This window comes from Sulfurovum xiamenensis (assembly GCF_030347995.1).
GTDB classification, from domain to species: domain Bacteria; phylum Campylobacterota; class Campylobacteria; order Campylobacterales; family Sulfurovaceae; genus Sulfurovum; species Sulfurovum xiamenensis.
This window is the reverse complement of the sequence record NZ_JAQIBC010000004.1, coordinates 37196-63011: the sequence shown is the minus strand read 5'-3', so window position 1 is coordinate 63011 and position 25816 is coordinate 37196. Positions and strand designations below refer to the sequence as shown.

26 protein-coding genes and 5 tRNA genes are annotated in these 25816 nt (G+C 39.3%); 16 read left to right on the top strand and 15 right to left on the bottom strand.

The genetic code is table 11. From position 1 onward, the window contains the following. Positions 1 to 16: 16 nt before the first annotated feature. The 3 genes from rlmN to hisF are packed head-to-tail and all read right to left on the bottom strand — an operon-like array spanning position 17 to position 2378. On the bottom strand, positions 17 to 1087 hold the full coding sequence (rlmN, locus tag PF327_RS07600) for a dual-specificity RNA methyltransferase RlmN (RefSeq protein WP_289401998.1): 1071 nt from the start codon (positions 1085 to 1087) through the stop codon (positions 17 to 19). Then, positions 1088 to 1612 (bottom strand): phosphorylase family protein, encoded by a 525-nt coding sequence (locus tag PF327_RS07595; RefSeq protein WP_289401997.1) that lies wholly within the window; start codon positions 1610 to 1612, stop codon positions 1088 to 1090. Position 1613: 1 nt separating this feature from the next. After that, positions 1614 to 2378: an imidazole glycerol phosphate synthase subunit HisF gene (gene hisF, locus PF327_RS07590; protein WP_008245008.1), complete on the bottom strand. Its 765-nt coding sequence runs from the start codon at positions 2376 to 2378 to the stop codon at positions 1614 to 1616. A gap of 94 nt (positions 2379 to 2472) precedes the next feature. Here hisF and rsmA point away from each other — a divergent pair, with 94 nt between their 5' ends. The 7 genes from rsmA to PF327_RS07555 all read left to right on the top strand — a co-directional run bounded on the left by rsmA (position 2473) and on the right by PF327_RS07555 (position 9638). Further along, complete coding sequence (rsmA, locus tag PF327_RS07585; RefSeq protein WP_289401995.1) at positions 2473 to 3330, top strand: 16S rRNA (adenine(1518)-N(6)/adenine(1519)-N(6))-dimethyltransferase RsmA; 858 nt, start codon at positions 2473 to 2475, stop codon at positions 3328 to 3330. Then, positions 3266 to 5416: a ribonuclease J gene (locus PF327_RS07580; protein ID WP_289401994.1), complete on the top strand. Its 2151-nt coding sequence runs from the start codon at positions 3266 to 3268 to the stop codon at positions 5414 to 5416. Before rsmA ends, PF327_RS07580 begins: the two co-directional genes overlap by 65 nt. Before the next feature lie 128 nt (positions 5417 to 5544). Next, on the top strand, positions 5545 to 6513 hold the full coding sequence (locus PF327_RS07575; protein WP_289401993.1) for a KpsF/GutQ family sugar-phosphate isomerase: 969 nt from the start codon (positions 5545 to 5547) through the stop codon (positions 6511 to 6513). Between the two features lie 12 nt (positions 6514 to 6525). Further along, on the top strand, positions 6526 to 7374 hold the full coding sequence (locus PF327_RS07570; protein WP_289401992.1) for a pseudouridine synthase: 849 nt from the start codon (positions 6526 to 6528) through the stop codon (positions 7372 to 7374). Between the two features lie 3 nt (positions 7375 to 7377). Continuing rightward, positions 7378 to 8562, top strand: a complete 1185-nt coding sequence (locus PF327_RS07565) for a replication-associated recombination protein A (protein ID WP_289401990.1) — start codon at positions 7378 to 7380, stop codon at positions 8560 to 8562. A gap of 63 nt (positions 8563 to 8625) precedes the next feature. Beyond that, positions 8626 to 8901: a YMGG-like glycine zipper-containing protein gene (locus PF327_RS07560; protein WP_008245019.1), complete on the top strand. Its 276-nt coding sequence runs from the start codon at positions 8626 to 8628 to the stop codon at positions 8899 to 8901. Between the two features lie 29 nt (positions 8902 to 8930). After that, positions 8931 to 9638 (top strand): OmpA family protein, encoded by a 708-nt coding sequence (locus PF327_RS07555; RefSeq protein WP_008245020.1) that lies wholly within the window; start codon positions 8931 to 8933, stop codon positions 9636 to 9638. A gap of 6 nt (positions 9639 to 9644) precedes the next feature. Here PF327_RS07555 and PF327_RS07550 read toward each other — a convergent pair whose 3' ends face one another. Then, positions 9645 to 10055, bottom strand: a complete 411-nt coding sequence (locus PF327_RS07550; protein ID WP_289401987.1) for a hypothetical protein — start codon at positions 10053 to 10055, stop codon at positions 9645 to 9647. Between the two features lie 150 nt (positions 10056 to 10205). On the opposite strand from PF327_RS07550, the gene PF327_RS07545 reads away from it, so the two are divergent. Beyond that, entirely contained in the window at positions 10206 to 10427 is a 222-nt protein-coding gene (locus PF327_RS07545) for a hypothetical protein (RefSeq protein ID WP_289401986.1), read from the top strand. A 101-nt stretch (positions 10428 to 10528) separates the two neighbouring features. Here PF327_RS07545 and PF327_RS07540 read toward each other — a convergent pair. The 5 genes from PF327_RS07540 to PF327_RS07520 all read right to left on the bottom strand — a co-directional run bounded on the left by PF327_RS07540 (position 10529) and on the right by PF327_RS07520 (position 11072). After that, a tRNA-Leu gene (locus tag PF327_RS07540) sits at positions 10529 to 10613 on the bottom strand. A gap of 33 nt (positions 10614 to 10646) precedes the next feature. Further along, a tRNA-Arg gene (locus PF327_RS07535) sits at positions 10647 to 10723 on the bottom strand. A 39-nt stretch (positions 10724 to 10762) separates the two neighbouring features. Continuing rightward, positions 10763 to 10839 (bottom strand) — tRNA-Arg (locus PF327_RS07530). A 36-nt stretch (positions 10840 to 10875) separates the two neighbouring features. Continuing rightward, positions 10876 to 10951: transfer RNA gene (locus tag PF327_RS07525), tRNA-His, on the bottom strand. Between the two features lie 44 nt (positions 10952 to 10995). Further along, a tRNA-Pro gene (locus PF327_RS07520) sits at positions 10996 to 11072 on the bottom strand. Positions 11073 to 11227: 155 nt separating this feature from the next. Here PF327_RS07520 and PF327_RS07515 point away from each other — a divergent pair. Further along, positions 11228 to 12697, top strand: a complete 1470-nt coding sequence (locus PF327_RS07515) for an alanine/glycine:cation symporter family protein (protein WP_289401985.1) — start codon at positions 11228 to 11230, stop codon at positions 12695 to 12697. Between the two features lie 34 nt (positions 12698 to 12731). Here the strand turns inward: PF327_RS07515 and purM are convergent, their stop codons facing one another. The 3 genes from purM to PF327_RS07500 are packed head-to-tail and all read right to left on the bottom strand — an operon-like array spanning position 12732 to position 14307. Beyond that, positions 12732 to 13727 carry a phosphoribosylformylglycinamidine cyclo-ligase gene (gene purM, locus PF327_RS07510; protein WP_008245032.1) on the bottom strand — a complete coding sequence of 332 codons (996 nt, stop codon included), beginning with the start codon at positions 13725 to 13727 and terminating at the stop codon, positions 12732 to 12734. Continuing rightward, a complete protein-coding gene (locus tag PF327_RS07505) occupies positions 13727 to 13951 on the bottom strand; it encodes a DUF2892 domain-containing protein (RefSeq protein ID WP_008245033.1) in 225 nt (74 codons plus the stop codon). The genes purM and PF327_RS07505 overlap by 1 nt, the downstream gene beginning before the upstream one ends. 41 nt (positions 13952 to 13992) lie before the next feature. After that, positions 13993 to 14307 (bottom strand): MTH1187 family thiamine-binding protein, encoded by a 315-nt coding sequence (locus PF327_RS07500; protein ID WP_289401984.1) that lies wholly within the window; start codon positions 14305 to 14307, stop codon positions 13993 to 13995. Between the two features lie 85 nt (positions 14308 to 14392). Here PF327_RS07500 and PF327_RS07495 point away from each other — a divergent pair, with 85 nt between their 5' ends. Together PF327_RS07495 and PF327_RS07490 are read left to right on the top strand one after the other, a co-directional pair. Further along, positions 14393 to 15604, top strand: a complete 1212-nt coding sequence (locus PF327_RS07495) for a BaiN/RdsA family NAD(P)/FAD-dependent oxidoreductase (RefSeq protein ID WP_289401982.1) — start codon at positions 14393 to 14395, stop codon at positions 15602 to 15604. Then, complete coding sequence (locus tag PF327_RS07490; RefSeq protein WP_289401981.1) at positions 15597 to 15956, top strand: hypothetical protein; 360 nt, start codon at positions 15597 to 15599, stop codon at positions 15954 to 15956. The genes PF327_RS07495 and PF327_RS07490 overlap by 8 nt, the downstream gene beginning before the upstream one ends. A gap of 133 nt (positions 15957 to 16089) precedes the next feature. On the opposite strand, the gene typA is transcribed toward PF327_RS07490, so the two are convergent. Continuing rightward, complete coding sequence (gene typA, locus PF327_RS07485) at positions 16090 to 17907, bottom strand: translational GTPase TypA (RefSeq protein ID WP_008245037.1); 1818 nt, start codon at positions 17905 to 17907, stop codon at positions 16090 to 16092. 145 nt (positions 17908 to 18052) lie between these two features. Beyond that, positions 18053 to 19156, bottom strand: coding sequence for a deoxyguanosinetriphosphate triphosphohydrolase (locus PF327_RS07480; RefSeq protein WP_289401980.1), 1104 nt, complete (start codon positions 19154 to 19156; stop codon positions 18053 to 18055). 70 nt (positions 19157 to 19226) lie between these two features. Here PF327_RS07480 and PF327_RS07475 point away from each other — a divergent pair, with 70 nt between their 5' ends. From PF327_RS07475 to PF327_RS07465, 3 genes are all read left to right on the top strand, one after another. After that, the gene (locus PF327_RS07475; RefSeq protein WP_289401979.1) at positions 19227 to 20066 is read left to right on the top strand and encodes an FAD-dependent thymidylate synthase; all 840 of its coding nucleotides are present in this window, start codon (positions 19227 to 19229) and stop codon (positions 20064 to 20066) included. 110 nt (positions 20067 to 20176) lie between these two features. After that, positions 20177 to 20728, top strand: a complete 552-nt coding sequence (locus PF327_RS07470) for a porin family protein (RefSeq protein ID WP_289401978.1) — start codon at positions 20177 to 20179, stop codon at positions 20726 to 20728. Positions 20729 to 20870: 142 nt separating this feature from the next. Further along, positions 20871 to 22577: a L,D-transpeptidase family protein gene (locus PF327_RS07465; RefSeq protein WP_289401976.1), complete on the top strand. Its 1707-nt coding sequence runs from the start codon at positions 20871 to 20873 to the stop codon at positions 22575 to 22577. Here PF327_RS07465 and ruvC read toward each other — a convergent pair. Further along, on the bottom strand, positions 22570 to 23055 hold the full coding sequence (ruvC, locus tag PF327_RS07460) for a crossover junction endodeoxyribonuclease RuvC (RefSeq protein WP_008245046.1): 486 nt from the start codon (positions 23053 to 23055) through the stop codon (positions 22570 to 22572). The two genes, PF327_RS07465 and ruvC, sit on opposite strands and share 8 nt — an antisense overlap. A gap of 165 nt (positions 23056 to 23220) precedes the next feature. Between ruvC and dnaA the strand changes: the two genes are divergently transcribed. Next, complete coding sequence (gene dnaA / locus PF327_RS07455; RefSeq protein WP_289401974.1) at positions 23221 to 24555, top strand: chromosomal replication initiator protein DnaA; 1335 nt, start codon at positions 23221 to 23223, stop codon at positions 24553 to 24555. 186 nt (positions 24556 to 24741) lie between these two features. Further along, a complete protein-coding gene (gene dnaN / locus PF327_RS07450; protein ID WP_289401972.1) occupies positions 24742 to 25809 on the top strand; it encodes a DNA polymerase III subunit beta in 1068 nt (355 codons plus the stop codon). Positions 25810 to 25816 lie beyond the last annotated feature (7 nt).

Here is a 25816-nt window from a genome sequence, read left to right as displayed (position 1 = left end):
AGTTCCAAAGTTGACATTACACTTCTCCTTCCAATTCCTGTTCTCTCAGCTGACCGCAGGCTGCTGATATATCCAACCCTTTAGACTCACGTATCGTACAATGCAAACCTCTTTTGGTCAGATACTCCTGGAACTCTTTCATATCTTTTTCGCTTGGGCGTTTGAACTCCGTACCTCCATACGGATTAAAATAGATCAAATTGACCTTGGCTTTAATACCATCAAGAAGCGAAAGAAGTTTCTTGGCTGCAGAGATATCATCATTGACATCTTTAATGACAAGGTATTCAAACATGACTCTTTTTCTGTCATTGACAGGAAAGTTTTTCACCGCAGTGATGATAGACTCAATATTGTATGCTTTGTTAATAGGCATCAACTGTTGTCTCAATTCATCGTCAACCGCGTGCAATGAGATCGCCAGGTTCACACCCAGTTCCATCTTTCCAAGTCTTTCTATCTTCGTACTGAGTCCGGAAGTAGAGATGGTTTGTCTATGTGTCGCTATCGCCATACCCTCAGGGTCCGCAAATATCTTGACAGCTTTTGCTACCTCTGTCAGGTTGTCAAGTGGTTCACCCATCCCCATGAAAACAATATTGACACGCCGGTTGGCATCAATCCCATTATCCTTTTTGATCATCCGTACCTGTTCAACGATTTCACCCGCTGTCAAATTACGCATAAAACCGCCCTTTGCTGTCAAACAAAAGGCACACCCTACCTTACACCCTACCTGGGATGAGATACAGACTGTATAACGCTCCTGGTGCTTTACAGAGCCGTCTTCATGATACTCCTTCTCCCTCATTAAAAGCAGAACAGATTCCACTGTATGTTTATCATGGAGCTCGAAAAGATATTTACGGCTTCCGTCTTTAGAATTCTGTACCATAACCGTTTTAAGAGGGGTAAGTGTATACGCTTCATCGAGTTTTTCTCTCATCTCTTTGGGGAGGTTTTTCATCTCCTCAAATGACATAGCATATTTATGGTAGATCCAGTTGTAGATCTGTTTCGCACGGAAAGAAGGTTTGATCACTTCACTTAACTCTTCTTTTGTCAGATCTTGTATTATTTTTTTCATCTATTTACTTTCTTTCATATACTTGGTCAATCTAAGCATTGCTTCTTTGTGATTGTTCATAAAATCTCTATGGGCATTTTCATCACAATAATTGGTTACGATAAAAATACCTGCCGCAGGGATATCAAAAGATTTTGCTACTTTCAATACCGCATAATATTCCATATTTTCCAAATGGATATTTTTAGAAAGGTACGCCTTCCCTATACTTTTATCCGTCGTAATATAATTGGAACTGTTCACAATTGTTTCACGTGAAACATCTTCTGCGGTGGAGACCATATTGTCTATAGGGGTATAAGAGCCACCTGTGAAAAAACTGTTCTCAATGTTCGCGGCAGTCTTTGATTCGATAATGTCAAACACTTTCTTTTCACCATACGAACCTGCCGTACCGACGAATAATAGAAATTTTGGTTTTTGTGACAAACATAAACGTGTCAAATTGATCGCGACGTCTGTCAGACCAATGCCAACGGGCAAAGCAAAATCAAACTGCTCGCTCTCTCCTGCACAAATGATCATACTACATTCTCACCGGGATGTTCTTCCCTCTAAGATAGCGTTTTAATTCCATGATGTCAATCTCTTTGAAGTGGAAAATCGAAGCTGCCAAAGCAGCATCCGCATGACCGATCGTGAATGCTTCTTCCATATGCTGCATCGTTCCGGCACCGCCAGATGCAATGACAGGGATATTCACAAGATCACTGATCTTTCTGTTCAAGGCATTGTCAAATCCTGCTTTGGTTCCATCTGCATCCATAGAGGTGACAAGCAATTCACCTGCACCCCTTTCATACGCTTCCTTTGCCCACTCCAGTGCATCGAGACCTGTATCGTTACGTCCCCCATGGGTAAAGACATGCCATTTGTCTTCAGCCACTCTTTTGGCATCTATCGCCACTACGATACATTGCGATCCAAAACGTTTTGCACCCTCTCCGATGAAACCCGGGTTCTTGATGGCTGCAGAGTTCACACTGACTTTATCGCAACCTACATTGAGAAGGTTATAGATATCAGAAAGTTCTCTGATCCCTCCACCTACCGTAAGAGGTATGAAAACTTCCTGTGCTACTTTTTTCACGACATCAACGATCGTGTCACGTCCTTCATGACTCGCACCGATATCAAGAAAAGTGATCTCGTCTGCACCCTCTTCATTATAACGTCTGGCTACTTCTACAGGATCTCCTGCATCACGTAACCCGACAAAATTAACACCTTTCACGACCCGTCCGTTATCTACATCGAGACAAGGTATGATACGTTTTGCAAAATAATCCATCTAATACGCCGTTTTCCTCTCAAAATTATGATAAGATTATACAAAAATTATCCCAAACGTGGGATTAGTATCAATTATAAAGGTAGATTATAGTATGATTATTGAAAATTTAGCCGAATTTGCCAGTAAAAAATTTGGTCAAAACTTTTTAAAGAATGATATCTATCTTCATAAAATCATCCAAGCGATGCCCAATGACGATCTAAAAGTCGCAGAGATTGGACCTGGCTTAGGTGATTTAACCAAAGAACTTGTAAAAGTTCGAAATGTCACAGCATTTGAGGTTGATAAAAGATTATGTGAGCATCTTACAACCGAATTCAAAGAACCTATCCACAAAGGGCACTTTGAATTACGGTGCGGAGATGTGCTTGAGCGTTGGGAGTCAGGAAGCCTGTTGGATGAGCCTTATCATCTGGTAGCCAACCTGCCCTACTATATCGCAACCAATATCATTTTAAAAGCATTGAAAGATGAACACTGCCGGTCCATTCTGGTCATGGTTCAAAAAGAAGTGGCTGTTAAGTTTGCAGCAAGTGTCACACAAAAAGAGTTTTCTGCTCTTTCTGTACTTGCTCAAACGGTAGGGAAAGCGACACTCTGTTTCGAAGTTGAACCCGAAGCATTTGTCCCCCCTCCGAAAGTGACTTCCGCGGTGCTTTTAATAGAGAAAAACCGGTCACTGGATGATGAGAGGTTTGAAGCGTTCTTAAAGATCGCATTTGCGCAACCGCGTAAAAAACTCTCTAAAAACCTTACGGCTGTTTTTTCTAAAGATATGGTACATCAAACCTTCGAAAAGTTGGGTATAGACCCCAACCTACGGCCTCATGAAGCTGAGACATCTATTTATCATCACATATATAATGAACTAAAGGATAATTTAGATGGAAAACAACAGTCAGAACAACGAAAAATCTCAAAATCAAGGGCAAAGAACACCCAGAGATAGAAAACCAAACCCACATAGACAAAATACACAAGGGCAAAATACCAACCGACCTAACCCTAATGCGAACAGAAAGCCGAACCCGAATAGAAAGCCAAACCCACAAAGAGAAGTCAATGGGAATGTGCAAGACAGAGAGGCTCCGGATGGGAACAGAAAGCCGAACCCTAACAGAAAACCACATCCTCACAGAAAGCCGAACCCTAACAGAACACAAAATGCTGAAGGTCAAGATAATAGACAAAATCCAACCAAAAAACAACATCCTGGCAAAAAACCGCAGCAAAACCGTGTCGGAGGCGGTAAAGGCAGAGGGAAAAGAAAAAATGTTACCACTGTGAATGATACCATGCGAGCCTCTCTTGAAGAGAATGCACGCGTAAAAGACGCGACCATGAATCCATGGAAAAAAATTGACATAGCGAGCAAAGGGAAGGTCAGATTTACACCACTTGGAGGTCTTGGTGAGATCGGCGGGAATATGGCCGTACTTGAAACTGAGACTACAGCTATCGTCATCGATGTGGGTATGAGTTTCCCTGATGAAACAATGCACGGTGTCGATATCTTAGTACCTGACTTTTCTTATCTGCACACACTCAAGGGTCAAAAAGACGTCTATATCATTATCACACATGGACATGAAGACCATATTGGTGCCATGCCATATCTGTTTAAAGAACTAGAATTTCCGATCTATGCAACACCACTTGCACTCGCTATGATAGAAAACAAGTTCAATGAACATGGATTGAGCGCACACACCAAACATTTCAACTTTGTGACACTGAGACAACAGTATCAGATCGGAGATATGAAGATAGAGTGGCTGCATAATACCCACTCTATCATTGATGCCTGTTCTCTTGCAATCGAGACACCTGCAGGGATCATCATGCATACGGCTGACTTTAAAATAGACCATACCCCTGTAGATGACTATACGATGGACTTACGTCGTTATGCCTATTATGGAGAAAAAGGTGTACTTTGCCTTTTCTCTGATTCTACGAACTCCCATAACCCTGGATTCACAAAGAGTGAAAAAGTGGTTGGGAAAACGTTTGATTCACTGTTCGAACTTGCAAAAGGAAGGGTGATCATGTCAACCTTCTCATCGAATGTGCACAGAATCTTCCAAGCGATGCAAAGAGGTGTGAAGCATGGAAGAAAGATCTGTGTGATCGGCCGTTCTATGGAACGTAATGTTGAGACAAACAGAGCTTTAGGTTTTGTAGATATCGAAGAGAAACACTTTATCGAAGTGCATGAAGTTCCTAAGTATGCTGACCATGAAATCCTCGTCGTCACGACGGGTTCACAGGGTGAAACCATGGCTGCACTGAACCGTATGGCAACGGATGAACATAGACATATCAAACTTAAACCTACTGATACTGTTATCATCTCCGCTTCAGCAATTCCAGGGAATGAGGCTTCTGTCTCCAGTCTGATGAATAAACTGATGAAAGCAGGTGTCACAGTAAGATACAAAGAGTTTGGGGATATCCATGTCTCTGGTCACGCAGCACAAGAGGAGCAGAAGCTTATCTTGAGACTGATCCAGCCTAAATTCTTCTTACCTGTTCACGGTGAGTATAATCACATTGCACAACATGCGAAAACGGCGGTTGCTTGTGGTGTGGATGAGAGAAATATCTTGCTGATGAGCGATGGAGATCAAGTAGAGATCACACCTAAATATCTTAAAAAGGTCAAAACAGTCAAGAGTGGTAAAACATACATCGATAATCAAAACAATAAGACGATTGAAAATGACGTCGTACTTGACAGACAAAAACTGGCGGAGGACGGTATCGTCAATGTTGTTGCACAAATCAGCCAAAGCAACCAGAAAGTCGTGGGTAAACCGGTAGTGACAAGTCATGGACTTGTAGCTGCCAAAGAAGATAAAAAGTTTGCAAAAGAGATCGAAGTACTGCTTGAGACTATGATGCTTAACATGAAATCTGAAGCATTAAAGAACCATAGAGATGTCGAAAATGAAATTCGAAATGTCGTAAGAAAGCATGTGATCCGTACGAAAAAGAGATATCCTCTTATCATTCCTACGATCTTCATCATCTAATCTACTTCTGCCTTAAGGCAGGAGAGAATCTCATTTACCTTATCGATTTGATCTGAAGTAATATAAACATCTCCTCTCCCCCTGCTAATTATGCTATAATCCTTTAAAAATATATAAAGACTGAAACCATGGATCTCATTAAAATTGCACAAGAAACTTTTCACATTGAAGCAGATGCACTATACAAAGCTGCCGAACGTTTGGACCAAAACTTTCTGGATGCTATTTCACTGATATTGGGAACCAAGGGAAAGCTCATTATTACCGGTGTAGGGAAATCCGGTCTTGTAGGTGCCAAAATGGCTGCGACGTTTGCCAGTACGGGAACATCCAGTTTCTTTTTACATCCTACAGAGGCACTGCATGGGGACTTGGGGATGATAAGTAAAAACGATACCCTGCTCGCTATCAGCAGCAGTGGAGAGAGTGAAGAGCTTACGAAGATCCTTCCCCATATCAAACGTTTTGATATCCCGCTTATCGGGCTGACAGGGAATAAAGAATCATCACTTGGCTCTTATGCGGATGTTTTTCTTGACATTTCTGTAGAGAAAGAAGCATGTCCCCTGGGTGCTGCCCCTACGACATCTACCACGCTGACCATGGCATTGGGCGATGCCTTGGCTGTCGCACTGATGGAACAAAGAGGGTTCAAACAAGAGGATTTTGCCTCTTTCCACCCTGGAGGTTCGTTGGGAAGAAAACTGTTTGTGAAGATCAAAGATCTCATGAGAACCACAGATCTGCCTATTATCAAAGATACAACCACCCTGAAAGATGCCATTGTGGCCATGAGCGAAGGGAAACTGGGTACAGTGCTTATCGTAGATGCGGATGATAAATTTATCGCTATCTTAAGTGATGGTGACCTTAGACGGGCACTGATGAAAGAGGGGTTCAGTTTAGACCACCTGGCTATAGAGTATGCCAGCCAGAATCCTAAAAGCTATACCAATACAGAGCTACTGGCAAGTGAAGCCCTTGAAATTATAGAAAATGGACGCATACAACTTCTGCCTATCACCAATGATGCGGGGAAGATCATCGGAGTATTGCATATCCATGACCTGGTCAATGCCGGTATTAAAAGCAAATAAAAACGAGACATAATGAGACTAAACAAATATATATCACATAACACCAAATATTCCAGAAGAGAAGCAGATAAGCTTATTGAAGAGGGAGAGGTCACTCTCAATAAACAAGTGTTGAAAGACTTTGCTTATGAAGTAGAAGAAGATGACCATATCTATGTTAAAGGCAGACCGGTCAAGAAGAGTAAAGAAGTGACTGTCATCGTTTACAACAAACCCAAAGGGGTTCTGGTCACAAAAAAAGATGACAGAGGACGTGCAACCATCTATCATAAACTACCAGGCAAATATAGACACTTTGTACCCGTAGGTAGGCTCGACTATGCCTCTGAAGGACTTTTGCTCTTAACAGACTCTCCAGAAGTCGCAACAGCTCTTATGGAGAGTGAATTAGACCGTACCTATAACCTGAAAATAGACAAACCTATCACACCAGAGATGATCAGCGCGATGCAAGAAGGTCTTGTACTGGATGATGCCCGCGCAGGTGCTCATGAAAAAAGCAAGATCCACAGTATGGAGTTTGCACCTTTCGTGCACTTTGAGATACGGGCTGAAGGGAAAAATTTTTCAAAGCTTCGTGTGACCATTGCTGAAGGTAAAAATAGAGAACTAAGACGTTTCTTTGCACATTTTGAAGCAAAAGTACTTGACCTTAAACGTGTCGCTTTTGGAGGTATAGAACTGAACAATCTGCCTACGAACAAAACACGTTATTTTACACGCAGAGAATATGATGATCTACACAAATTCATGAAACGTAGAACAAAGAATGCCGAAATAGAGGCAAAGAACAGAGCCAATGCAGCAAAACAAGAAGAGAAAAAATCTGATACATCAAAAAAGTATAGTAAAAAAGATTAAATTTTGCCAAACCTTGCACTGAAATATCGTCCCAAAACACTCGATGCACTGATAGGTCAATCACATCTTTTAGGTGAGCATGCCATACTACGAAAGCTCATCACATCAGGTACCCTCTCCCATACTTTCTTTTACGGACCGCCAGGCTGCGGGAAAACAACGCTTGCAAGGGTGATCGCTACCCTTCTAGATAGACCTTTTTACGAGATGAATGCCACTACACTCAAAATCGAGGATCTTCGCAAGATCTTTAAAGAGTACACCAATGCCTTACAAAAACCTCTTATTTTCATCGATGAGGTCCATAGACTCAGCAAGAACCAGCAAGAAGTACTCTTGCCTTTTATGGAAAACCAGGCAGCCCTGATCATAGGAGCCTCCACAGAGAACCCTTACTATTCACTTACTGCAGCGATGCGTTCCCGTTCTCATCTTTTTGCGCTCGAAGCGATTGATGAAACAGCGTTGCATACCTATCTTGATACCATCATTCAACTTGAAGATATCAGTGTAGAAGAGGATGCAAAAGAGTACCTTGTCTTTTCCAGTGGCGGCGATGTCCGTGCCATGTTAAACCTGCTTGAGAGTGCAGCATCTGTAGAAAGTCCTATCACATTTTATACACTCAAACAGATACGTCCTCATGCCATGCAGGCAGGCAGTGCTGAAAGTGAAAGTCATTATGAACTCACCTCTGCTATGATCAAAAGTATCCGTGGTTCGGATATAGATGCCTCCATCTATTATCTTGCCAGATTGATCGACGGGGGAGAACCTGCAGAGTTCATCGCAAGACGTTTGGCGATACTGGCCAGTGAAGATATAGGCAATGCCAACCCCCCTGCTCTCAATCTTGCCAGTTCCACACTTAACATTGTGAAACATATAGGGTATCCTGAAGCAAGGATCTCTCTTTCACAGCTGGTCATCTACCTCGCCTCATCACCCAAGTCCAACAGTGCTTATATGGCTATCAACCATGCGCTTAAGGATATAGCAGCCGGAGAGATACACCCTATTCCATCCCATATTAAAACCCATGCAAAAAACTATCTCTATCCCCATGATTTTGGTGGCTGGGTCAAACAATCCTACCTTTCAGTACCCAAAAAATACTATGACACACAACAGATAGGTTTTGAAAAAACGCTTTGGCAATGGCATGAGAAAATAGTGCCTAAATCATAAGACACATTTTTCACACATTTCTGTGCTATAATTCACACTATTTAATATAAAAAGGAAATTGAGATGAAACGAAATATACTTAAGTATATGCTTGTATCCAGTACAAGTATTATCTTATTAAATGGTTGTACAGGTCAAGAAGTAGCACCTAACAATGCTACACAGACAGGCGCAGCTACCGGTGCTGTGGCAGGTGCAGTGATAGGATACAATACAGGTAGTGGTGGCGGAAAAAATGCTGCGGTAGGTGCGCTTATCGGTACAGCCCTTGGTGCGGGCATAGGAAGTGCGGTGGACAGCAATAATCCAGAACCAGTAGAAACAGGCGGATGGCAATAGCCTTCATCTGATCATCAAAAGGAGATAAAATGAAATTAACCAAACCAATATTTGCTGCTACATTAGCTGCTTTTATGCTTGGAGGATGTTACAATCAGCCAGGCCTAGTTCAAGATGAAAGTTACGATCGTACAAAAACAGGTGTAGCTGCCGGTGCTTTGGCAGGTTCAATGATAGGCTATAATACAGGTAAACATGATGCGAAAAGTGCCATCATAGGTGGTCTTTTAGGTGCTGCTGTAGGTGGAGCTATCGGCTACAATATGGACCAACAAGCTAATGAAGTTGCCCGTGCACTAGGTACAGGTGTGAATAATGACCCTCTAGCAGCGCTTGATCCACGTAGAGACATCGTTGTATCAAAATATAATAACTATGTAAAGATCATATTTAGAGATCGTATGATGTTTGCTACAGGATCATCTAAGCTACAGTCGAATGCAAGATATAAAGTACAAAAAGTCGCACAAGTTTTACGTAACTATCCTCAAACTGTTGTAGGTGTAGCAGGATTTACAGATAATGTAGGAAGCTACCAATACAATCTTGGACTTTCACAAAGACGTGCAGCTACAGTAAGTGATATCCTTGCTGTGAATGGAAGACCCTACACAAAAGGATGTTCGTACAATAAAGCCATCGCACCGAATAACTCTGCTGAAAATAGAGCACTCAACAGAAGAGTAGAAGTCTATCTTTATGCAGACAGAAACAGAATGTCTGATCCTTGCCGTTAACCTCGGCTATTTCAATAAGCTAAGCTCTCGCTTGGCTTGTTCTGCATTCATTTTACCAGAAAAGTATTGACTTTCCACACTATCGATAGAGGCAATAAGTTTCGCCTGTAATATCTCTCCTCTCAATCTCTCTTTTACAAATATTTTCATTTCAGAAAAATCAGGGAAAAGCTCTAAAAATTCTGCTTTTAACTTAGAATTATTCCATGCTTGCACCTGTACAGTTGCTGGTGTATCAGTCATATCGAGTATTTCCCGCCCTATACTGTCAACGGTTTGATACTGATCAAATTGGTGCTTTTGCTTATATTCTTCATTTTGGAATTTCTCATCTTCCTGGATATCACCTACGAAATTGGTGACAAAATAAAGAAACCCAATACCTATGACAATAAAGAAAAATAAACTTTTGTCCATTATGAAATCCTAATTATTTATTTACGATGAAAAGTATACAATAATTTTTTATATATGTGAATTGTAGTTTTATTTTAAACCTAATTCATACTCCATGAAAATCCGTGAAGCGCTATTATCCTCGAAAGAAAAGAGAACAAATATGAAATAATGCGACAACAGCACAAGAAAGAGTATGAAAAAGAGATGAAAAAACTAGTATCATTTATGATATTAAACCACTCTCAAATGCATTTAAAGCCCTTTTTACCAATGTCGCTAAGGATACCTATCCAGCAACAAAGAAAGCAATTTATGGATACTGTACAGCATGGAACAAAATTGATAGATCAGCAGTATTTGGCTAAAGAGACTATAAAGGCATCGATATAACTTGAGAATAAAACATTAGCAATAAATATCAGGATAATCATTCTGAAAGTCTCTTAGGTTAGTCTATCATTGTGTGAGAATATTGATTATGAATTTGTAGATGGTGCGGATGAGAGGACTCGAACCTCCACGCCGTAAAGCACCAGATCCTAAGTCTGGCGTGTATACCAATTTCACCACATCCGCATGTGATTGTTTTACTAAACAATAAAAAGTAAGTGGTACACCCGTCAGGATTCGAACCTGAGACCGCTCGCTTAGAAGGCGAGTGCTCTATCCAGCTGAGCTACGAGTGCAAACAATATAATAATAAATAACAAAGTTGATACATTAAATGGTACGCCAGAGAGGACTCGAACCCCTAACCCTCAGATCCGAAGTCTGATGCTCTATCCAATTGAGCCACTAGCGCTTCATCATTCGGGTGGTTACCCTGTTTAATTACCAATGGGGTGGATGACGGGGCTCGAACCCGCGACACCCAGTGCCACAAACTGGTGCTCTACCAACTGAACTACATCCACCATAATTAAATGATTACTTATTATTATAACGTTAAATATCTAAATGGTCGGAGTGAAAGGACTCGAACCTTCGACCCCCTGGTCCCAAACCAGGTGCGCTACCAGACTGCGCTACACTCCGTTACCTTATAAAAAGGAACGCAATTATAGTCAAAAGGTTTCCATTTGTCAATAGATTTTGGAAAAAAAGTGAAAAATATGCATTTAATCACTAAATTAGAGGTACTTTAGGCGTTAATTAGTATAATGATTCAATCTTCGATACAGGGTTAACATATGAACAGTATATTTGAACAAATCAATAGTATTTTAGGCTCTTTTTTCTTCTTTGACATCTTTTTTGGCAAGATGGAAGGGACGAGTATGCCTTTCATCGTTGCATGGTTGATAGTAGGAGGGATTTTTCTTACTTTTCGTTTTGGTTTTATCAATGCACGCATGTTTGGTCATGCCTTTAAGATCATCACAGGTAAATATAAGACTGCTGACGATGTAGGGGAGATCACCCCTTTCCAGTCTTTAACCACTGCCCTATCCGCCACAGTTGGTCTGGGGAATATTGCAGGGGTTGCCATTGCCATAGCGGTAGGAGGACCCGGCGCTACATTCTGGATGATCCTGGCAGGATTCTTTGGTATGACACTCAAATTTACAGAAGTGACCCTTGCACAGATCTATAGAGAGATAAGACCTGATGGACGTATCATGGGTGGAGCGATGCAGTACCTTTCCATAGGACTTGCCTCTAAAGGATATATCAAACTGGGAAAAGTACTCGCTGTGATGTTTGCTGTACTTGCCATAGGAGGATCGTTGGGTGCGGGGAATGCATTCCAAACTTCACAGGCCATGGGTGCACTCTCAGAACGTATCCCTTTCTTTCAAGAGTATCCGATCATTTTCGGTCTGATCTTGGCAACACTGGTAGGATTTGTCATTATCGGAGGTATTAAACGTATCGCCAGTACAGCAGAGAAGATCGTTCCTGTCATGGTATTTATCTATTTGGCCGCATCCTTATGGATACTGATCACCAACGCTTCTCAAGTACCTGCTGCGATCTTAACCATCTTTCATGAAGCCTTTGCTCCTACTGCCGTTGCAGGTGGTCTCATAGGTGTACTTGTACAAGGTTTTAAGCGTGCTGCCTTCTCAAGTGAAGCCGGTATAGGTTCTGCAGCCATTGTACACTCTACTGCCTCAGTCAAATACCCTGTCAGACAGGGGATGGTCGCACTTTATGAACCCTTTATAGATACCATCGTTATCTGTAGTATGACAGCACTTGTGATCGTCACTACAGGTGTCTATGACCCTAGTGGAGAGTTTGCAAACCTCGTGGCTTCAAAACAGGGTGCAGCACTGACGGCAGCAGCCTATGGAACCGTCATTTCATGGTTCCCTGTGATCTTGTCATTCTCTATTGTACTTTTTGCTTTTTCCACGATGATCTCATGGTCTTATTATGGTGAGCGTTCTTGGACGTATCTGTTTGGAGAAAAATATACTCTGTTGTATAAACTGATCTTTGTGTCATTTACAGTGATATCATCCATCACAAGCGCTTCTACACTGTTAGAATTCTCTGATCTTCTTATATTGGGAATGGCCTTGCCAAACCTTATAGGGCTTTATATGCTGCAAGGTGTTGTTCACGCAAATCTCAAAGCGTATCTTGCAAAATGGAAAAGTGGAGAGTTGGATAAAGAGTGTATAGAAAAAGGGGTTTGTGAACCTAAGTCGTAGAGTATTATGTAAGTTATTTTAAAAGAGAGATGGATCAAACCATCTCCACACCCTTTTCACCTTTTTCAAGTGTACCGATCACATAACCGTCTGTATTTTCAAGTACGGCATCGACATTTTCAGGGTCTACTACCCATACCATTCCTACACCCATGTTAAAAGCTCTGTACATCTCTTCTTCTTCCACATACTGGCTCATGAATTCAAAGATAGGTAGTACCCTGATACTCTCTTTGTTTACGATCGCTCTCATACCTTCTGGAAGGACTCTAGGAAGGTTTTCTACGATTCCTCCACCTGTGATGTGGGCTAAGGCTTTTACGTACTGTTTATTGGCTTTATACTCTTTGACGTAGATACGTGTCGGTTCCAACAGCGTCTCTACAAGCGGTTTGCCGTTAAAATCATCTTGGAGGCTCATACCCAACTTGTCAAAGAAAAGTTTTCTTACCAATGAATACCCGTTTGAATGTACTCCGGAGCTTGGCATAGCAATGAGGACCTGTCCCTCTTTGACATTGGCTACCGTATCCATCTCTGAACGTTCTGCGATACCTACTGCAAATCCTGCAAGGTCAAAGTCATCATCTGAATACATACCTGGCATTTCTGCTGTTTCACCACCCACAAGCGCACATTCCGATCTACGACATCCCTCTGCGATACCCGCAACGACATCTTTTGCATTCTCAGGAAGCAATTTACCTGTTGCATAGTAGTCCAGGAAGAACATCGGTGTACCGTTATTACAGATAAGATCATTCACACACATGGCTACAAGGTCAATACCTACGGTATCAAGTTTACCGCTCTCTATGGCAATTTTCAGCTTTGTTCCTACACCGTCTGTTGCAGAAAGGATCACTGGCTCTTTGTAACCCGTTGGCAGTGCATAGGCTCCGGCAAATGAACCTATACCGCCGATCACATTTTTATCGAAAGTAGATTTTACATCGCTTTTGATCGCTTCTACAAACTCATTACCTGCATCGATATCTACACCGGCATCTTTATATGATATATTTGACATTAGTTATTGTCCTTTTCATTGGTTTCTTCACATTTACACGCAGGGAAGATCTTTTTAAGCATAATAAGCCCTGGACAGAAGCCTGTCAATCCTGCGATAACAAGCATGACCATCATGGCAAATTGCAAAATAAACGCAGCTGCATACATGCCAGAACCGGCCAAACCCATAACAAAGCCCAGTATACTAGCCTGTATTAAACGTTGTATCTTTTCAGCACACATTTAAAGATCCTTATGAGAAATTGGTCGTATTATATCTAATTTTAGCTGTTTAACTTCCGACCCAGCTTCTCCTCCACTGAACCTACTTTGTTACCCAGTCTGCCCACTGGACCATCACGCCAATCTATCTTGATAGAACTATAGACACGACCGCAATCCTTTTGAAGCTCTTCATAGGCTTTGTTAATCACAGCCAACACTTCTTCTACACTTTCACCCTCTATGATCGTACCCATAGGCGTAAGCTGGTACGCCAATCCGCTTTTATCCACAATATCCAAGACTCTTGCTACAAAGGCACTTTTACTTTGGGTTTTTTCCGTAGGGAACATACTGAATTCTACTAATGCTGACATGGTCATCCTTATTCTTTTAATTTATTTTTGATGTTATAACAGATTATAGGTTATAATCCAGCATAGTTCGGGTTAAAGGATGAAAATGGTGGATATGATCGTTGTAGGAGCGGGGGCTGCAGGACTAGTCGCTGCCATCACTTCTGCAAGAACAGGACAGAAGGTACTCCTTCTGGAACAAAATACCAAAATCGGCAAAAAAATACTTGTTTCTGGTAACGGAAAATGCAACATAGGCAACAGATATATCACTTCACATCGCTTTCATGGAGAGAACCCTGATTTTATAGATAGCGTGTTGAAAGGATATGACTTTCAAGTCGTAGAAAAGTTTTTCACATCCCTGGGGCTTGAACTCATCGAAGGGAAAGAAGGAAAAATGTTTCCTATGTCATTGCAAGCGAGTTCCGTGGTTGAAATACTTGAGTATGAAGCTGAAAAAGCAGGTGTAGAGATACTCTGTGACTCTGCAGTCACATCCATAAGCAAAGAAGAGGAAATTTTTACTGTAGAGACATCCCATGGCACAAAGCGTTGTAAGAAACTCCTTTTGGCATCAGGTTCGCCTGCCGCACCGCAACTCGGAGGCTCAAACTCCGGATATGCCTTTGCCACAAAAATGGGCCACACTCTCATACCGCGTCACCCTGCTCTTGTACAACTCTGTTCGGATGAAACATGGGTGAAAACCTGTGCAGGAGTAAAAGTGGCTGGGATAACGAAACTCTATGCAAATGGAGAGTACATCACAGAGAAAAAAGGTGATCTGCTCTTCACAAATTATGGCATCAGCGGGTTGGCCATTCTAGATCTTAGCCGAGAGGTCAGTACAAGGCTGGCAAATTATGACTATTGTGAGCTCAGTTTGGACCTCATGCCAGAACTAAGCAAAGAAAAGCTTACCAACCTACTGCTAAATCGCATCAAAGAAGGAAATGAAAAACCTATAGAACTATGGCTTCACGGTGTCATCAACAAAAAACTCATCTCTATCCTTTTGGAACAGTCAAAATGTAAAATCAAACAGGAAAAGGACTTAAACAGAAAAGAGGTCAGTAAGCTGGTCTACACCCTTAAAAATCTCAAGCTCTCCATAAACGATACCAAAGGTTTCAAAGGGGCAGAAGTCGCCACAGGCGGTGTCAATACCACTGAAATCAATCCGGAAACGATGGAATCAAAACTTGTAAAAAATCTCTATTTTGCAGGAGAGATACTCGATGTTGATGGAGACAGGGGAGGATTTAATTTTCACTTTGCCTGGGTGAGTGGGATGAGAGGAGGAAAAAATGTTTAAAAAAGAATTTTTGAAAAAAAATAAATTGGAGCTAACAGTATCTGTAATGATGTTCTTTTTAGTATGTATTCTAATGCTTATTCAACAAACTGCCATTGTCATTTTCATACTATTTGTATTGAGCTTTTTTATGTTACTTAATTCCATGAATAGATATAAAAAATTTAGCATACTTAGCCGTAATGAAAAAGAAAGATATAAAATTATTTCTCAAAAACCCAAACAAGAACGAAGTGAAGAGGAGGAAAATTTCTATCTACAGACACAAGAATCATTTTTTAGTTTATTGGCGGCAAAATATAGTTTTATTTTTGCTGTTTTATTACTAATACTTTATAAACTCTTTAAATAAAGAAGGAAAACTTGAATATAAAAAACATATATTCTGTGTTAAATTTGTTTGAAAGTTTCTAATGTGGTAAAGGAGCATACGAATCAGTATATATGACCCGCATGCTTTTTGAAGATGGAACAAAAGGGAAAAACTATTTTGCGTTCTTTTTGTCTCTTGCCATTCTCTTTCGGATATTCTCATCCAAATATTTCTTTCTGATTCTGATAGAGACAGGAGTAATTTCGATAAGTTCATCATCTTCTATCCATTCCATTGCGCTTTCAAGTGTAATAGGTCTTGGTGGTACAAGCTTGATGGCATCATCAGCACCCGAAGTTCTCATATTTGTAAGCTGCTTTCCTTTAAGTGGGTTCACATCCAAATCTCCTGGTCTTGCAGATTCACCGATTACCATACCCGAGTATACTTTATCTTGCGGTTTAATGAACATCACACCACGTGCTTGAAGGTTAAAGATAGAGAAGGCTACGGCTTCACCGTTATCCATAGAAACCAATGCACCCGGTGTTCTACTAACAACAGTTCCAGAATAAGGTCTGTACTCTAAGTAAGAGTGGTTCATGATACCTTCACCCTTAGTATCTGTCAAAAATTCATTTCTAAATCCGATAAGTCCACGTGCAGGGATCTCAAACTCAATCCTTACCGTACCATCTGGCATAGGGGTAAGTGAAGTCATTTCTGCTTTTCTTTTACCGAGTTTTTCGATGGCAACACCCTGAAACTCTTCAGGAACATCGACAACCAAGTGCTCAAATGGCTCCATTTTCACACCCTCTTCTTCTTTCACAACAACTTCCGGACGTGCAAGAAGGAATTCAAATCCTTCTCTTCTCATATTTTCAGCCAAAATACCGATCTGTAGTTCACCACGACCTGATACTTTGAATGATGCTTCACCTGTAGGCTCCATACGCATAGCGATGTTTGTTTCCATCTCTTTTTCAAGTCTTTCACGGATCTTGTTAGACGTAACATGTTTTCCTTCTGTACCTGCCAAAGGACCATCATTGACAGACATAATAACTGAAAGTGTCGGCTCTTCCACGTGCATAGGGTCGAGTGCTACTGGATTTACAGGATCACAGATAGAATCACCCACATCAATGTCAGCAAATCCTGCGATCGCTACGATATCACCTGCTTCAGCTTCTTGAATCTCGATACGATCAAGTCCTTTAAATCCGATAAGCTTAGAGACTCTGGATTTTGATTTAGAACCATCTGCTTTAACAAGAAGATACTCATCACCTTTTTTCACTTTACCGTTGAAGATACGTGTAATACCGATACGTCCAACAAAGTTGTCTGAGTCAAGGGTAAATACCTGAGCCTGTGTATCATTGTCAGGTGAGCCTTGCGGATATGGTACTTTATCTAAAATCGCTTCGAAAAGTGGTGTCATATCTTTGTTTTCATCTTCCATTTCCCATTTTGCATACCCATCTCTGGCTGCTGCATACAGTACAGGGAATTCAAGTTGCTCTTCATTGGCATCAAGTGCAACAAGAAGGTCGAACATTTCGTCAAGTACTCTTTCAGGGTCTGCTCCGTCTTTATCGATCTTGTTGATCACAACAACGGGAATAAGTCCAAGTTCAACTGCTTTTTTCAAAACGAATTTTGTTTGTGGCATTGCACCTTCTTGTGCATCCACAAGCATCAATACGCCATCTACCATCTTAAGTACACGCTCAACTTCACCACCGAAATCAGCGTGACCCGGAGTGTCGATAATATTGATCTTATGGTCACCGTAAGTGATCGCCGTGTTTTTTGAAAGAATCGTAATTCCTCTTTCTTTTTCGATATCATTAGAGTCCATTGCTCTTTCTTGCACCTCTTGGTGTGCAGCATAGGTTCCTGATTGTTGAAGTAATTGATCTACAAGTGTAGTTTTACCATGGTCAACGTGCGCAATAACCGCGATGTTTTTAATCTTTTGCATAAAATGTCCTAAAATAAGGCTTTGTGCCCTATGTGTAATTTTCGCGAATTATACCCAAAAATTGCTATATAAGAGATTTTAATATAAAAAATTATCTCATTTGACTCAATGTTCTGTTCTATCGCTATACAGATATCTACCTTTTCTACAGTGAAAATCCGTATACTTCATGGTAGGTTTTCATCGCATAACGGTCCGTCATCGCTGCGATATAATCTGCAATAACCCGCTCTTTAATACGTACATCAAAAAGTTCTTTTTGATAGGGAGGAAGCAGATCTGTATCTTCTGTGAATGCCTTATAGAGTCCTTGTATACACTGTTTCCCTGCGTGCATTTTTCGTACAATTTTTTGGTGTTTATAGAGTTTCTGATATAGCAGTTTTTTGAGTTTTTTAAGCTGTGTTCCTGTCTCTTTTGAAAATCCTACAGGTAACTCCTCTTGCGCATCGATGGTCACACAGATCGGTGTCTCTTGCCGATATTGTTTTGCACCCTCTTTTGAAGTCTCTATAAAATCTTCTACAAGCAGCTTAATAAGTCCTGCTACAAATCGGTGTCTATAGAGTTTCTCTTCTCTTGTAACGCCCTCCTTTTGTACCACTTCATCCACCCTTAAACAAAGCGCATCTTTTAACAGGTCATCAAACGAAATGAGCCCGTATTTGATACCGTCATCTATGTCATGTGATGTGTAGGCTATCTCATCTGCATGATCCACTACCATTGCTTCAAGAGAAGGGTGTTTTTCTAAATCAAAATGGGGGTCCAGTCCCTCCAAAAAAGGTTTTTTATAGGGATAGGAATGCTTAAGTACCCCTTCTAGCGTGGCAAATGTAAGATTAAGTCCGTCAAACTCTTTGTAACGTTTTTCCAGTTTGGTCAAAACCCTGAATGACTGAAAATTGTGTTCAAAGCCTAATGGCCTGCCATCTGCCTTTAAAAGTTTATCTAACTCGTCTCCGCCCACATGCCCGAACGGCGTATGTCCCAGATCATGTGAAAGTGCGATCACTTCCGCAAGAGTCTCATTAAGGTCCAGCATACGTGAAAGTGTTCTGGCTATCTGGCTTACCTCAAGTGAATGGGTCAAGCGTGTACGAAAGTAGTCACCTTCATGATTTAAAAAAACCTGTGTTTTATACTCTAAACGTCTGAAAGAACTACAATGCAGCACTCTATCCCTGTCTCTTGCAAAAGGGTCTCTAAAATCTTTTTCGAAACTAAAAAATCGTTCATCGGGTCTCACAGTCTAATCCTTATATAGCTCTAAATTTATAGTGATATAATTGTATCTAAATATATGATGGAGTCTCCCCATGGAAACAATGGAAATGTATCACATAGCGTATGAAAAACCTAAAGTTACGCTTTTACAACAATCTGGCCTTGGTGTTGCAGAGATCGCAGCAAGAACATGTTATGACAGTTTCGAAAACAGTGAAAATTCATGTGTAAAAAATGCAATGGATCATTTGGATACGAATGCCATCAATAACATCGATGATTCAGATCTTCTTTCAAGTCTTGCATGGGTACATCACCATCACTCCATCATCGAACATGCGACTTTGAGTTATTTGATACAGGGAACTTCACGAGGTGTGCTGCAGGAGCATGCAAGACACAGACTCCAAGCCATTTCTGTAAGAAGTACACGCTACACCATGTCAAGCGTTATCAATGCTTTTGTAGCTTCACTTGAGGCAGAGGACGGTTTTGAATTCTTTTTTGAAACACTTCTCACTTTAAACCTTTTCGTCATAACAGACAAAGAGTATCTGCACATCGAGATCAGAGCGATCTATGACAAATTACATTTTCAATATCAAAGAGACAGTGATTTCATAAACAATGCTGTGGCAAAATCTTCTATACCTTTTATAGAAGAGAACAGAGGCAATGCCGCCACACTCTTTAAAGCATTGGAAAACGGAAAGAAAAAAAGAAACGTGGGAGATGGCTTTAAACACATTGTCTCAGATAACTGGAAAGTGGACATGGTGGTCACCTTTAATATCAGAAGTCTTAAAAACTATTTTGACCTCAGGGATTCCGGTGCAGCTTGGTTCCAGATACAATGGCTGGCTGAAGCGATGAAAGCAGTCACCCCTGTAAAATATCTAAAACTCATCGATAAAAACTATAAAGACAAATAATATAAAGATTGTCTTTTAAAAATATATTTACAAGAATTTAATTGACATTTAATATAATATAAGAATATAATAAATTTTAATGAGAATTACAATGATACAAGGAGTGTAAAATGAAAAAATTCAATCTTTCATTAGTAGCGTTGTTGGCAATGAGTACATTCGCAACGGCGGGTGGAGATATTGCACCGGTTGAGCCAGTAGTAGAAACTCCAATGGTAGAAGAATCTACAGGCTCATTTTATGCAGGTTTAGGTTATTCCTATATGAACTTGGATCCTGACAATAGTGATGAAGCAAATGGTGACGCAGTACTTTTACTGGCAGGGTACAACTTTAACCAATATATTGGTGTGGAAGGTAGATATAGCGGACTTACCGATTGTCTTGAGAATACAGCTATCTATCTTAAACCTATGTATCCAATGGGTGGTATTACACTTTACGGATTGCTTGGGTACGGGCAGGTAGACTATGATGGCGGACAAAACTTGTCTGAATCAGGTTTTCAGTGGGGACTTGGTGCCAGCTATGAAGTGGTTAAGAATATAGATGTATTCGTGGACTACACAAATCTCTATGATGATACAGGATTTGATGGTGCATTACCAAACCAAGATGTTCTAGCTGATTCTATCAATATAGGATTTACCTATAAATTCTAAAATAATGCTAAGCCTTAAGGGGCTTGGCCACATAAAAATCTTCACTCTATTTACCCTTTCTTGCTACAATTGAACTTACACTAAATTTCACTATAATACGTTTTCATGAATGACTTTATACTTTAAATTTTGGAGCACTTTTTTGCGTTTTTTAACACTACTGATATTTTTGCTATTTACACTCAATCCTCTTCATGGGGAGATACTTTCAATGGAGAACATCACCACACATATCCAAAAAGGTGTTCAAACACGTATCGCTGGTCAAAACAGACCTATCATTCAAGAGATTTATACCCAAACTGGCAATAAGCCTTTATGGATAGGAAATAAAAACAGAATAAAAACAAGTCACCTGATACAGGCGCTCAATGACCCTCTTTTTAACTATAAAAATAAATCGTTTGATCAAAGATCCATCAAACATCTCTTTTACCAGCTTGACAATGGAGAGATCAGCCAGGTAAAACAAACCTCTGCCTATGCAAAACTTGACCTTGTATTGACCAGCTCATTCGTACGTTTAGTAAGATTTATCGTTCAGGGTGATGTAGACTGGAACCTTGTACAGAAAAAACTGAACACCCTTGAACAAAGTGATGATATTACTGCTAGATGGGAAATGGAACCTAAAGCATTTCCAGATCTTAACGGACTGATCTCTGCTATAGAGAATGACACTATCTATGAGTATCTAACTTCTCTTCTTCCTATGGAAAAACGATACAGAAAACTTGTCAAACTTCTTAATGATTATCGTGTGATGGATAAATTTCCAAAGATAAAATATAGTAATGAAACGTTGAAACTGGGTGATAGTTCCAGTCGTGTCGAAGAGATAAAGAGACGATTGCAGATCACTGGTGATTATCCTAAAAATGCACCTATTGACAGTAAATTTGATGAAACACTTAAAAGAGCAGTCATGACCTACCAAAAGCGTTACCTGATCAAAGTAACAGGCATGGTGGACAGAACAACAACCTACTATCTTAATCTTCCTGCAAAAAGTAATATACAGGCCATCATTACAAATCTGGATAAAACAAAACTCTATCCAAAACAATTTGAAGATGAACATATTGAAGTGAATATACCCGATTTTAATCTTCGGTATTATAAAGATCAAAAGAAGGTCATGAAAAAAGGTATTGTCGTAGGACGTATAGACAGACCGACACCGCTTTTCTCCAATGCGATAAGCTATATGGTACTCAATCCGACATGGACCATACCTGATAATCTTATCAAAAGAGATCTGATCCCTGTACTGAGAGATAACCCTATGTATCTCGAAGAGAATAATATGCATGTATTTCAAGGGAATAAAGAAATAAATATCACCCAAGAGATGCTGGATCCCTATGAAAAGAGTGAAAAACCTGTGCCTTACCGTATTGTGCAGTTTCCAGGTGAAACAAATGCACTTGGACGCGTAAAATTCATGTTCCCAAATAAATATGCCGTCTATCTACATGATACAGACAATAAATCATTGCTATCCCGTCGTTATAAGATCTATAGTTCCGGTTGTATGCGTGTAGAAAAACCTTTTGATCTTGTAGATATGCTGCTTGAACATACATGGAAAAACTATTCTCAAAACAAAATTGATGAAATACTCGCAAGTAATGAGCCTACAACTATCTATCTGAAAAAACAGATCCCTGTGCATATCCTATACTTTACTGTCTACGAAGAGAATGGATTGGCCTATTTCAAAAATGATATCTATTTGTATGATAAGATCATTGAAGAGTCCGTAGAAGGGAACAAAAAGTCTACATTTACCATACCTGAAAAACGTATGATATCTGTAAAGAAAAATGCACAACCGCTTTCTAACTAGATTTTTTTCGTAGTTTTACCCTTTGCAGATGTGTCAATGCAATAGCCATTGCATCTGTAATATCCAAGGGTTTGATCTCCTTTTTAATGCCAAAAAGTCTTTTTACCATAAAAGCGACTTGTTCTTTATCAGCTTTTCCATTTCCAGTGACTGCTTTTTTGACCTGTAATGGCGTATATTCATAGAAATAACCTATCTCCTGGAGTATTTTTAATGAAAGTGCTCCCCTGAATTGTGCAAGCTTTAAAACAGACTTGGGATTATAGGCAAAAAAGATATCTTCTATGGCCACTTCATCTACTTTATGTGCCTTTAAAATGACGTCAATGCCTTCTACAAGCTCAATGATCTGCTCTTGTAACTCTTTTGCTTTGATTTTAAGTAAACCTGCTTCAACCAGTGAAAACTTTTTTCCATCCCAAAATATGATACAGTACCCTAAATTACGGCTTCCGGGGTCTATTCCTAAAATATTCATTCACACCTTTGTTCACATAGTGAATAAAATTATTCAACTCTGTTTAATGACGCTATTTTAGCTTAAGTTGGCTAAAATATCATAAGTTATTCACATACAGAATTTTAACGCTTGAAAACTGTGAAAATCTATTCACACATTTAAAAATATTAAAGGCATGAACGGATGAATATAGGACAAAAAGTACTTTTTGAACTGAAAAAAGAGATCACTGAAGTAGAATATGAACGATATATTAAAAACCTTACTTATGATACCAAACGTTCCCGAAGTAATATTGCCTATTTTAATGCGCCTAATATGATCATTGCAAAATGGATCAAAAGTAAATATACTGATAAGCTCATGCATCTTTTTGAACTGCAGAACGAAGTCAAACCGGAAATAGAAATCACCGTAGGCAAACAAAAAGACCAACGTTCAACACCAGTTACAAAACATACAAGTGAAAAAAGTCATTCGAAAAGTACCTATCTCAACCCCTCTTTGACCTTCGAAAGTTTTATTGTAGGGGACTCTAACCAATTTGCCTATACCACAGCAAAATCCGTAGCAGAAAAACCTGGTAAACTTTATAACCCTCTTTTTCTTTATGGTGGTGTAGGGCTGGGGAAGACACATCTTCTTCAAGCCATAGGTAATTATCATATAGATCTGGGAAAAACTGTTATCTATACAACATTAGAACAATTCATGAACTCTTTCACTTCACATCTACGTTCCCAGACCATGGATAGATTTAGAGAAAAGTTTAGAGAGTGTGATCTACTTTTGATAGATGATATACAATTTCTAAGCAGAAAAGAACAGACACAAGAAGAATTTTTTCACACGTTTAATGAACTCTATAACAATAATAAACAAATTGTCATAACTTCAGACAGACAACCCAATAAGATCGCCGGACTTGTCGATAGACTAAGAACCCGTTTTGAAATGGGACTCCTTGCAGATATACAACCACCTGGACTGGAGACTAAAATTGCCATCATACAAAAAAAATGTGAACTTGACGGTATATCACTGGATAATGAAATCGTCAATTACATCGCTACGCACATGGGTGACAATATACGTGAAATCGAAGGAACCATCATCAAACTGAACGCATTGTCTTCCATGCTTAACCAGGAGATCACTCTTGATTTTGCACAAAATGCCATCAAAGACCAGCTTAAAGAGAAAAAAGAGAACATTACCATAGATGAAATAGTAAAAATTATTTCAAAAGAACTCAATATCAAACCTTCAGATATGAAATCTAAAAAACGTACCAAAAATGTGGTAAATGCAAGAAGAATTGCGATCTATTTAGCTAGAAACCTGACCCCTAATTCTATGCCTCAAATAGCCGTATATTTTGGTATGAAGGACCATACAGCCATTTCACATGCTATGAAAAAAATCAATGAACTTATAGAGAGTGATGAAAATTTTAAAGTAATTTTAGAAGAACTCTCCAACAAAGTAAATACCCATACACAAAGTAATGACATATAAACACTATTTCATCATAGAAAACTTGAATAAAAAAAAGATATAATTTTAAAAGTGAATAAATGTGAATGTTCAAAAAGAGTTAGACATTCAATTAAACAACGGTCACGCCAGCGATTAAAGTAGTTTTTCACATATTCATGTCGTACTACTACTACCTACTAATTTTATTAAAAATAAGGAGAGTCAATGAAGATAAGAGCACAAAAACAAATTATAGAATCTATACTCATTAATTTACAACCTTTTTTAGAGAAAAAAGATGCAAGTCAAATAACCTCACATATACTATTTTCAACACAAGACAATAAGTGTATTATTAAAGCCACCGATTCTGAAATAGGTTTACAAATTGTTACTGATAATATTAATATAGAAGCAGAAGGAGCATTTACTGCACACGGTAAAAAACTCCTGGATATTATACGTATACTTAAAGATGATGAAATTACCTTAGAACTTTTAGACAATACACTCATTATCAAACAAAAACATTCTAAATTTAAACTACCGACATTTGATGCTAACTCTTATCCATCATTCCCTAATATAAATGATAAACCTCAAATTTCTCTGGATTCTCTAAATTTGATTCAAAATCTTAAAAAGATCTCTCCTGCAATAGACACGAACAATCCAAAATTTGAACTCAATGGTGCTTTGATCAATATAAAAAATGACGGCACAGATCTAGTAGGTACCGATACTAGAAGATTGGCCATTGCAACCATACCAGGAAATAATAATGAAGCCCTCTCTTTAATTGTGCCTAAAAAAGCTATTTTGGAAATTCAAAAACTCTTTTTAGATCAAATCGATATCTTCTTTGATGAAACAAACCTTATTATTTCAAATGAAAACTATTATTTCTATACAAGATTGATCAATGGAAAATTCCCGGATTATCAACGTATCATCCCTGCTACAACAAAACATCAAATTACACTACCTAAAAAAGAAATGGTTGATGCTATAAAAATGATCACAACCATTTCACAAGAAATAAAAATGACACTTTTATCTGATACTATTATTTTTAACTCTTTGAGTGCAGATAATGTAGAAGCTAAAACAGAATTAGAGATCAATACAGGTCTCAATGATAAATTTGAACTCTCATTCAATAGTAGATATATCTTAGATTTTATTTCACAAGTCAATAAGAATGAATTTACTATTGAATTCAATGAACCTTCACTGCCGTTTATTGTTAAAGACGATAATTTTATTACAATCATCATGCCAATCGTAGCATAAAAGGAAC

What these genes read in the sequence shown, in the direction of transcription:
- rlmN (WP_289401998.1), bottom strand. Translation starts at nt 1,087, where the DNA reads ATGAAAAAAATAATACAAGATCTGACAAAAGAAGAGTTAAGTGAAGTG.
- PF327_RS07595 (WP_289401997.1), bottom strand. Translation starts at nt 1,612, where the DNA reads ATGATCATTTGTGCAGGAGAGAGCGAGCAGTTTGATTTTGCTTTGCCC.
- hisF (WP_008245008.1), bottom strand. Translation starts at nt 2,378, where the DNA reads ATGGATTATTTTGCAAAACGTATCATACCTTGTCTCGATGTAGATAAC.
- rsmA (WP_289401995.1), top strand. Translation starts at nt 2,473, where the DNA reads ATGATTATTGAAAATTTAGCCGAATTTGCCAGTAAAAAATTTGGTCAA.
- PF327_RS07580 (WP_289401994.1), top strand. Translation starts at nt 3,266, where the DNA reads ATGGAAAACAACAGTCAGAACAACGAAAAATCTCAAAATCAAGGGCAA.
- PF327_RS07575 (WP_289401993.1), top strand. Translation starts at nt 5,545, where the DNA reads ATGGATCTCATTAAAATTGCACAAGAAACTTTTCACATTGAAGCAGAT.
- PF327_RS07570 (WP_289401992.1), top strand. Translation starts at nt 6,526, where the DNA reads ATGAGACTAAACAAATATATATCACATAACACCAAATATTCCAGAAGA.
- PF327_RS07560 (WP_008245019.1), top strand. Translation starts at nt 8,626, where the DNA reads ATGAAACGAAATATACTTAAGTATATGCTTGTATCCAGTACAAGTATT.
- PF327_RS07555 (WP_008245020.1), top strand. Translation starts at nt 8,931, where the DNA reads ATGAAATTAACCAAACCAATATTTGCTGCTACATTAGCTGCTTTTATG.
- PF327_RS07550 (WP_289401987.1), bottom strand. Translation starts at nt 10,055, where the DNA reads ATGGACAAAAGTTTATTTTTCTTTATTGTCATAGGTATTGGGTTTCTT.
- PF327_RS07545 (WP_289401986.1), top strand. Translation starts at nt 10,206, where the DNA reads ATGCGACAACAGCACAAGAAAGAGTATGAAAAAGAGATGAAAAAACTA.
- PF327_RS07515 (WP_289401985.1), top strand. Translation starts at nt 11,228, where the DNA reads ATGAACAGTATATTTGAACAAATCAATAGTATTTTAGGCTCTTTTTTC.
- purM (WP_008245032.1), bottom strand. Translation starts at nt 13,727, where the DNA reads ATGTCAAATATATCATATAAAGATGCCGGTGTAGATATCGATGCAGGT.
- PF327_RS07505 (WP_008245033.1), bottom strand. Translation starts at nt 13,951, where the DNA reads ATGTGTGCTGAAAAGATACAACGTTTAATACAGGCTAGTATACTGGGC.
- PF327_RS07500 (WP_289401984.1), bottom strand. Translation starts at nt 14,307, where the DNA reads ATGTCAGCATTAGTAGAATTCAGTATGTTCCCTACGGAAAAAACCCAA.
- PF327_RS07495 (WP_289401982.1), top strand. Translation starts at nt 14,393, where the DNA reads ATGGTGGATATGATCGTTGTAGGAGCGGGGGCTGCAGGACTAGTCGCT.
- PF327_RS07490 (WP_289401981.1), top strand. Translation starts at nt 15,597, where the DNA reads ATGTTTAAAAAAGAATTTTTGAAAAAAAATAAATTGGAGCTAACAGTA.
- typA (WP_008245037.1), bottom strand. Translation starts at nt 17,907, where the DNA reads ATGCAAAAGATTAAAAACATCGCGGTTATTGCGCACGTTGACCATGGT.
- PF327_RS07475 (WP_289401979.1), top strand. Translation starts at nt 19,227, where the DNA reads ATGGAAACAATGGAAATGTATCACATAGCGTATGAAAAACCTAAAGTT.
- PF327_RS07470 (WP_289401978.1), top strand. Translation starts at nt 20,177, where the DNA reads ATGAAAAAATTCAATCTTTCATTAGTAGCGTTGTTGGCAATGAGTACA.
- ruvC (WP_008245046.1), bottom strand. Translation starts at nt 23,055, where the DNA reads ATGAATATTTTAGGAATAGACCCCGGAAGCCGTAATTTAGGGTACTGT.
- dnaA (WP_289401974.1), top strand. Translation starts at nt 23,221, where the DNA reads ATGAATATAGGACAAAAAGTACTTTTTGAACTGAAAAAAGAGATCACT.
- dnaN (WP_289401972.1), top strand. Translation starts at nt 24,742, where the DNA reads ATGAAGATAAGAGCACAAAAACAAATTATAGAATCTATACTCATTAAT.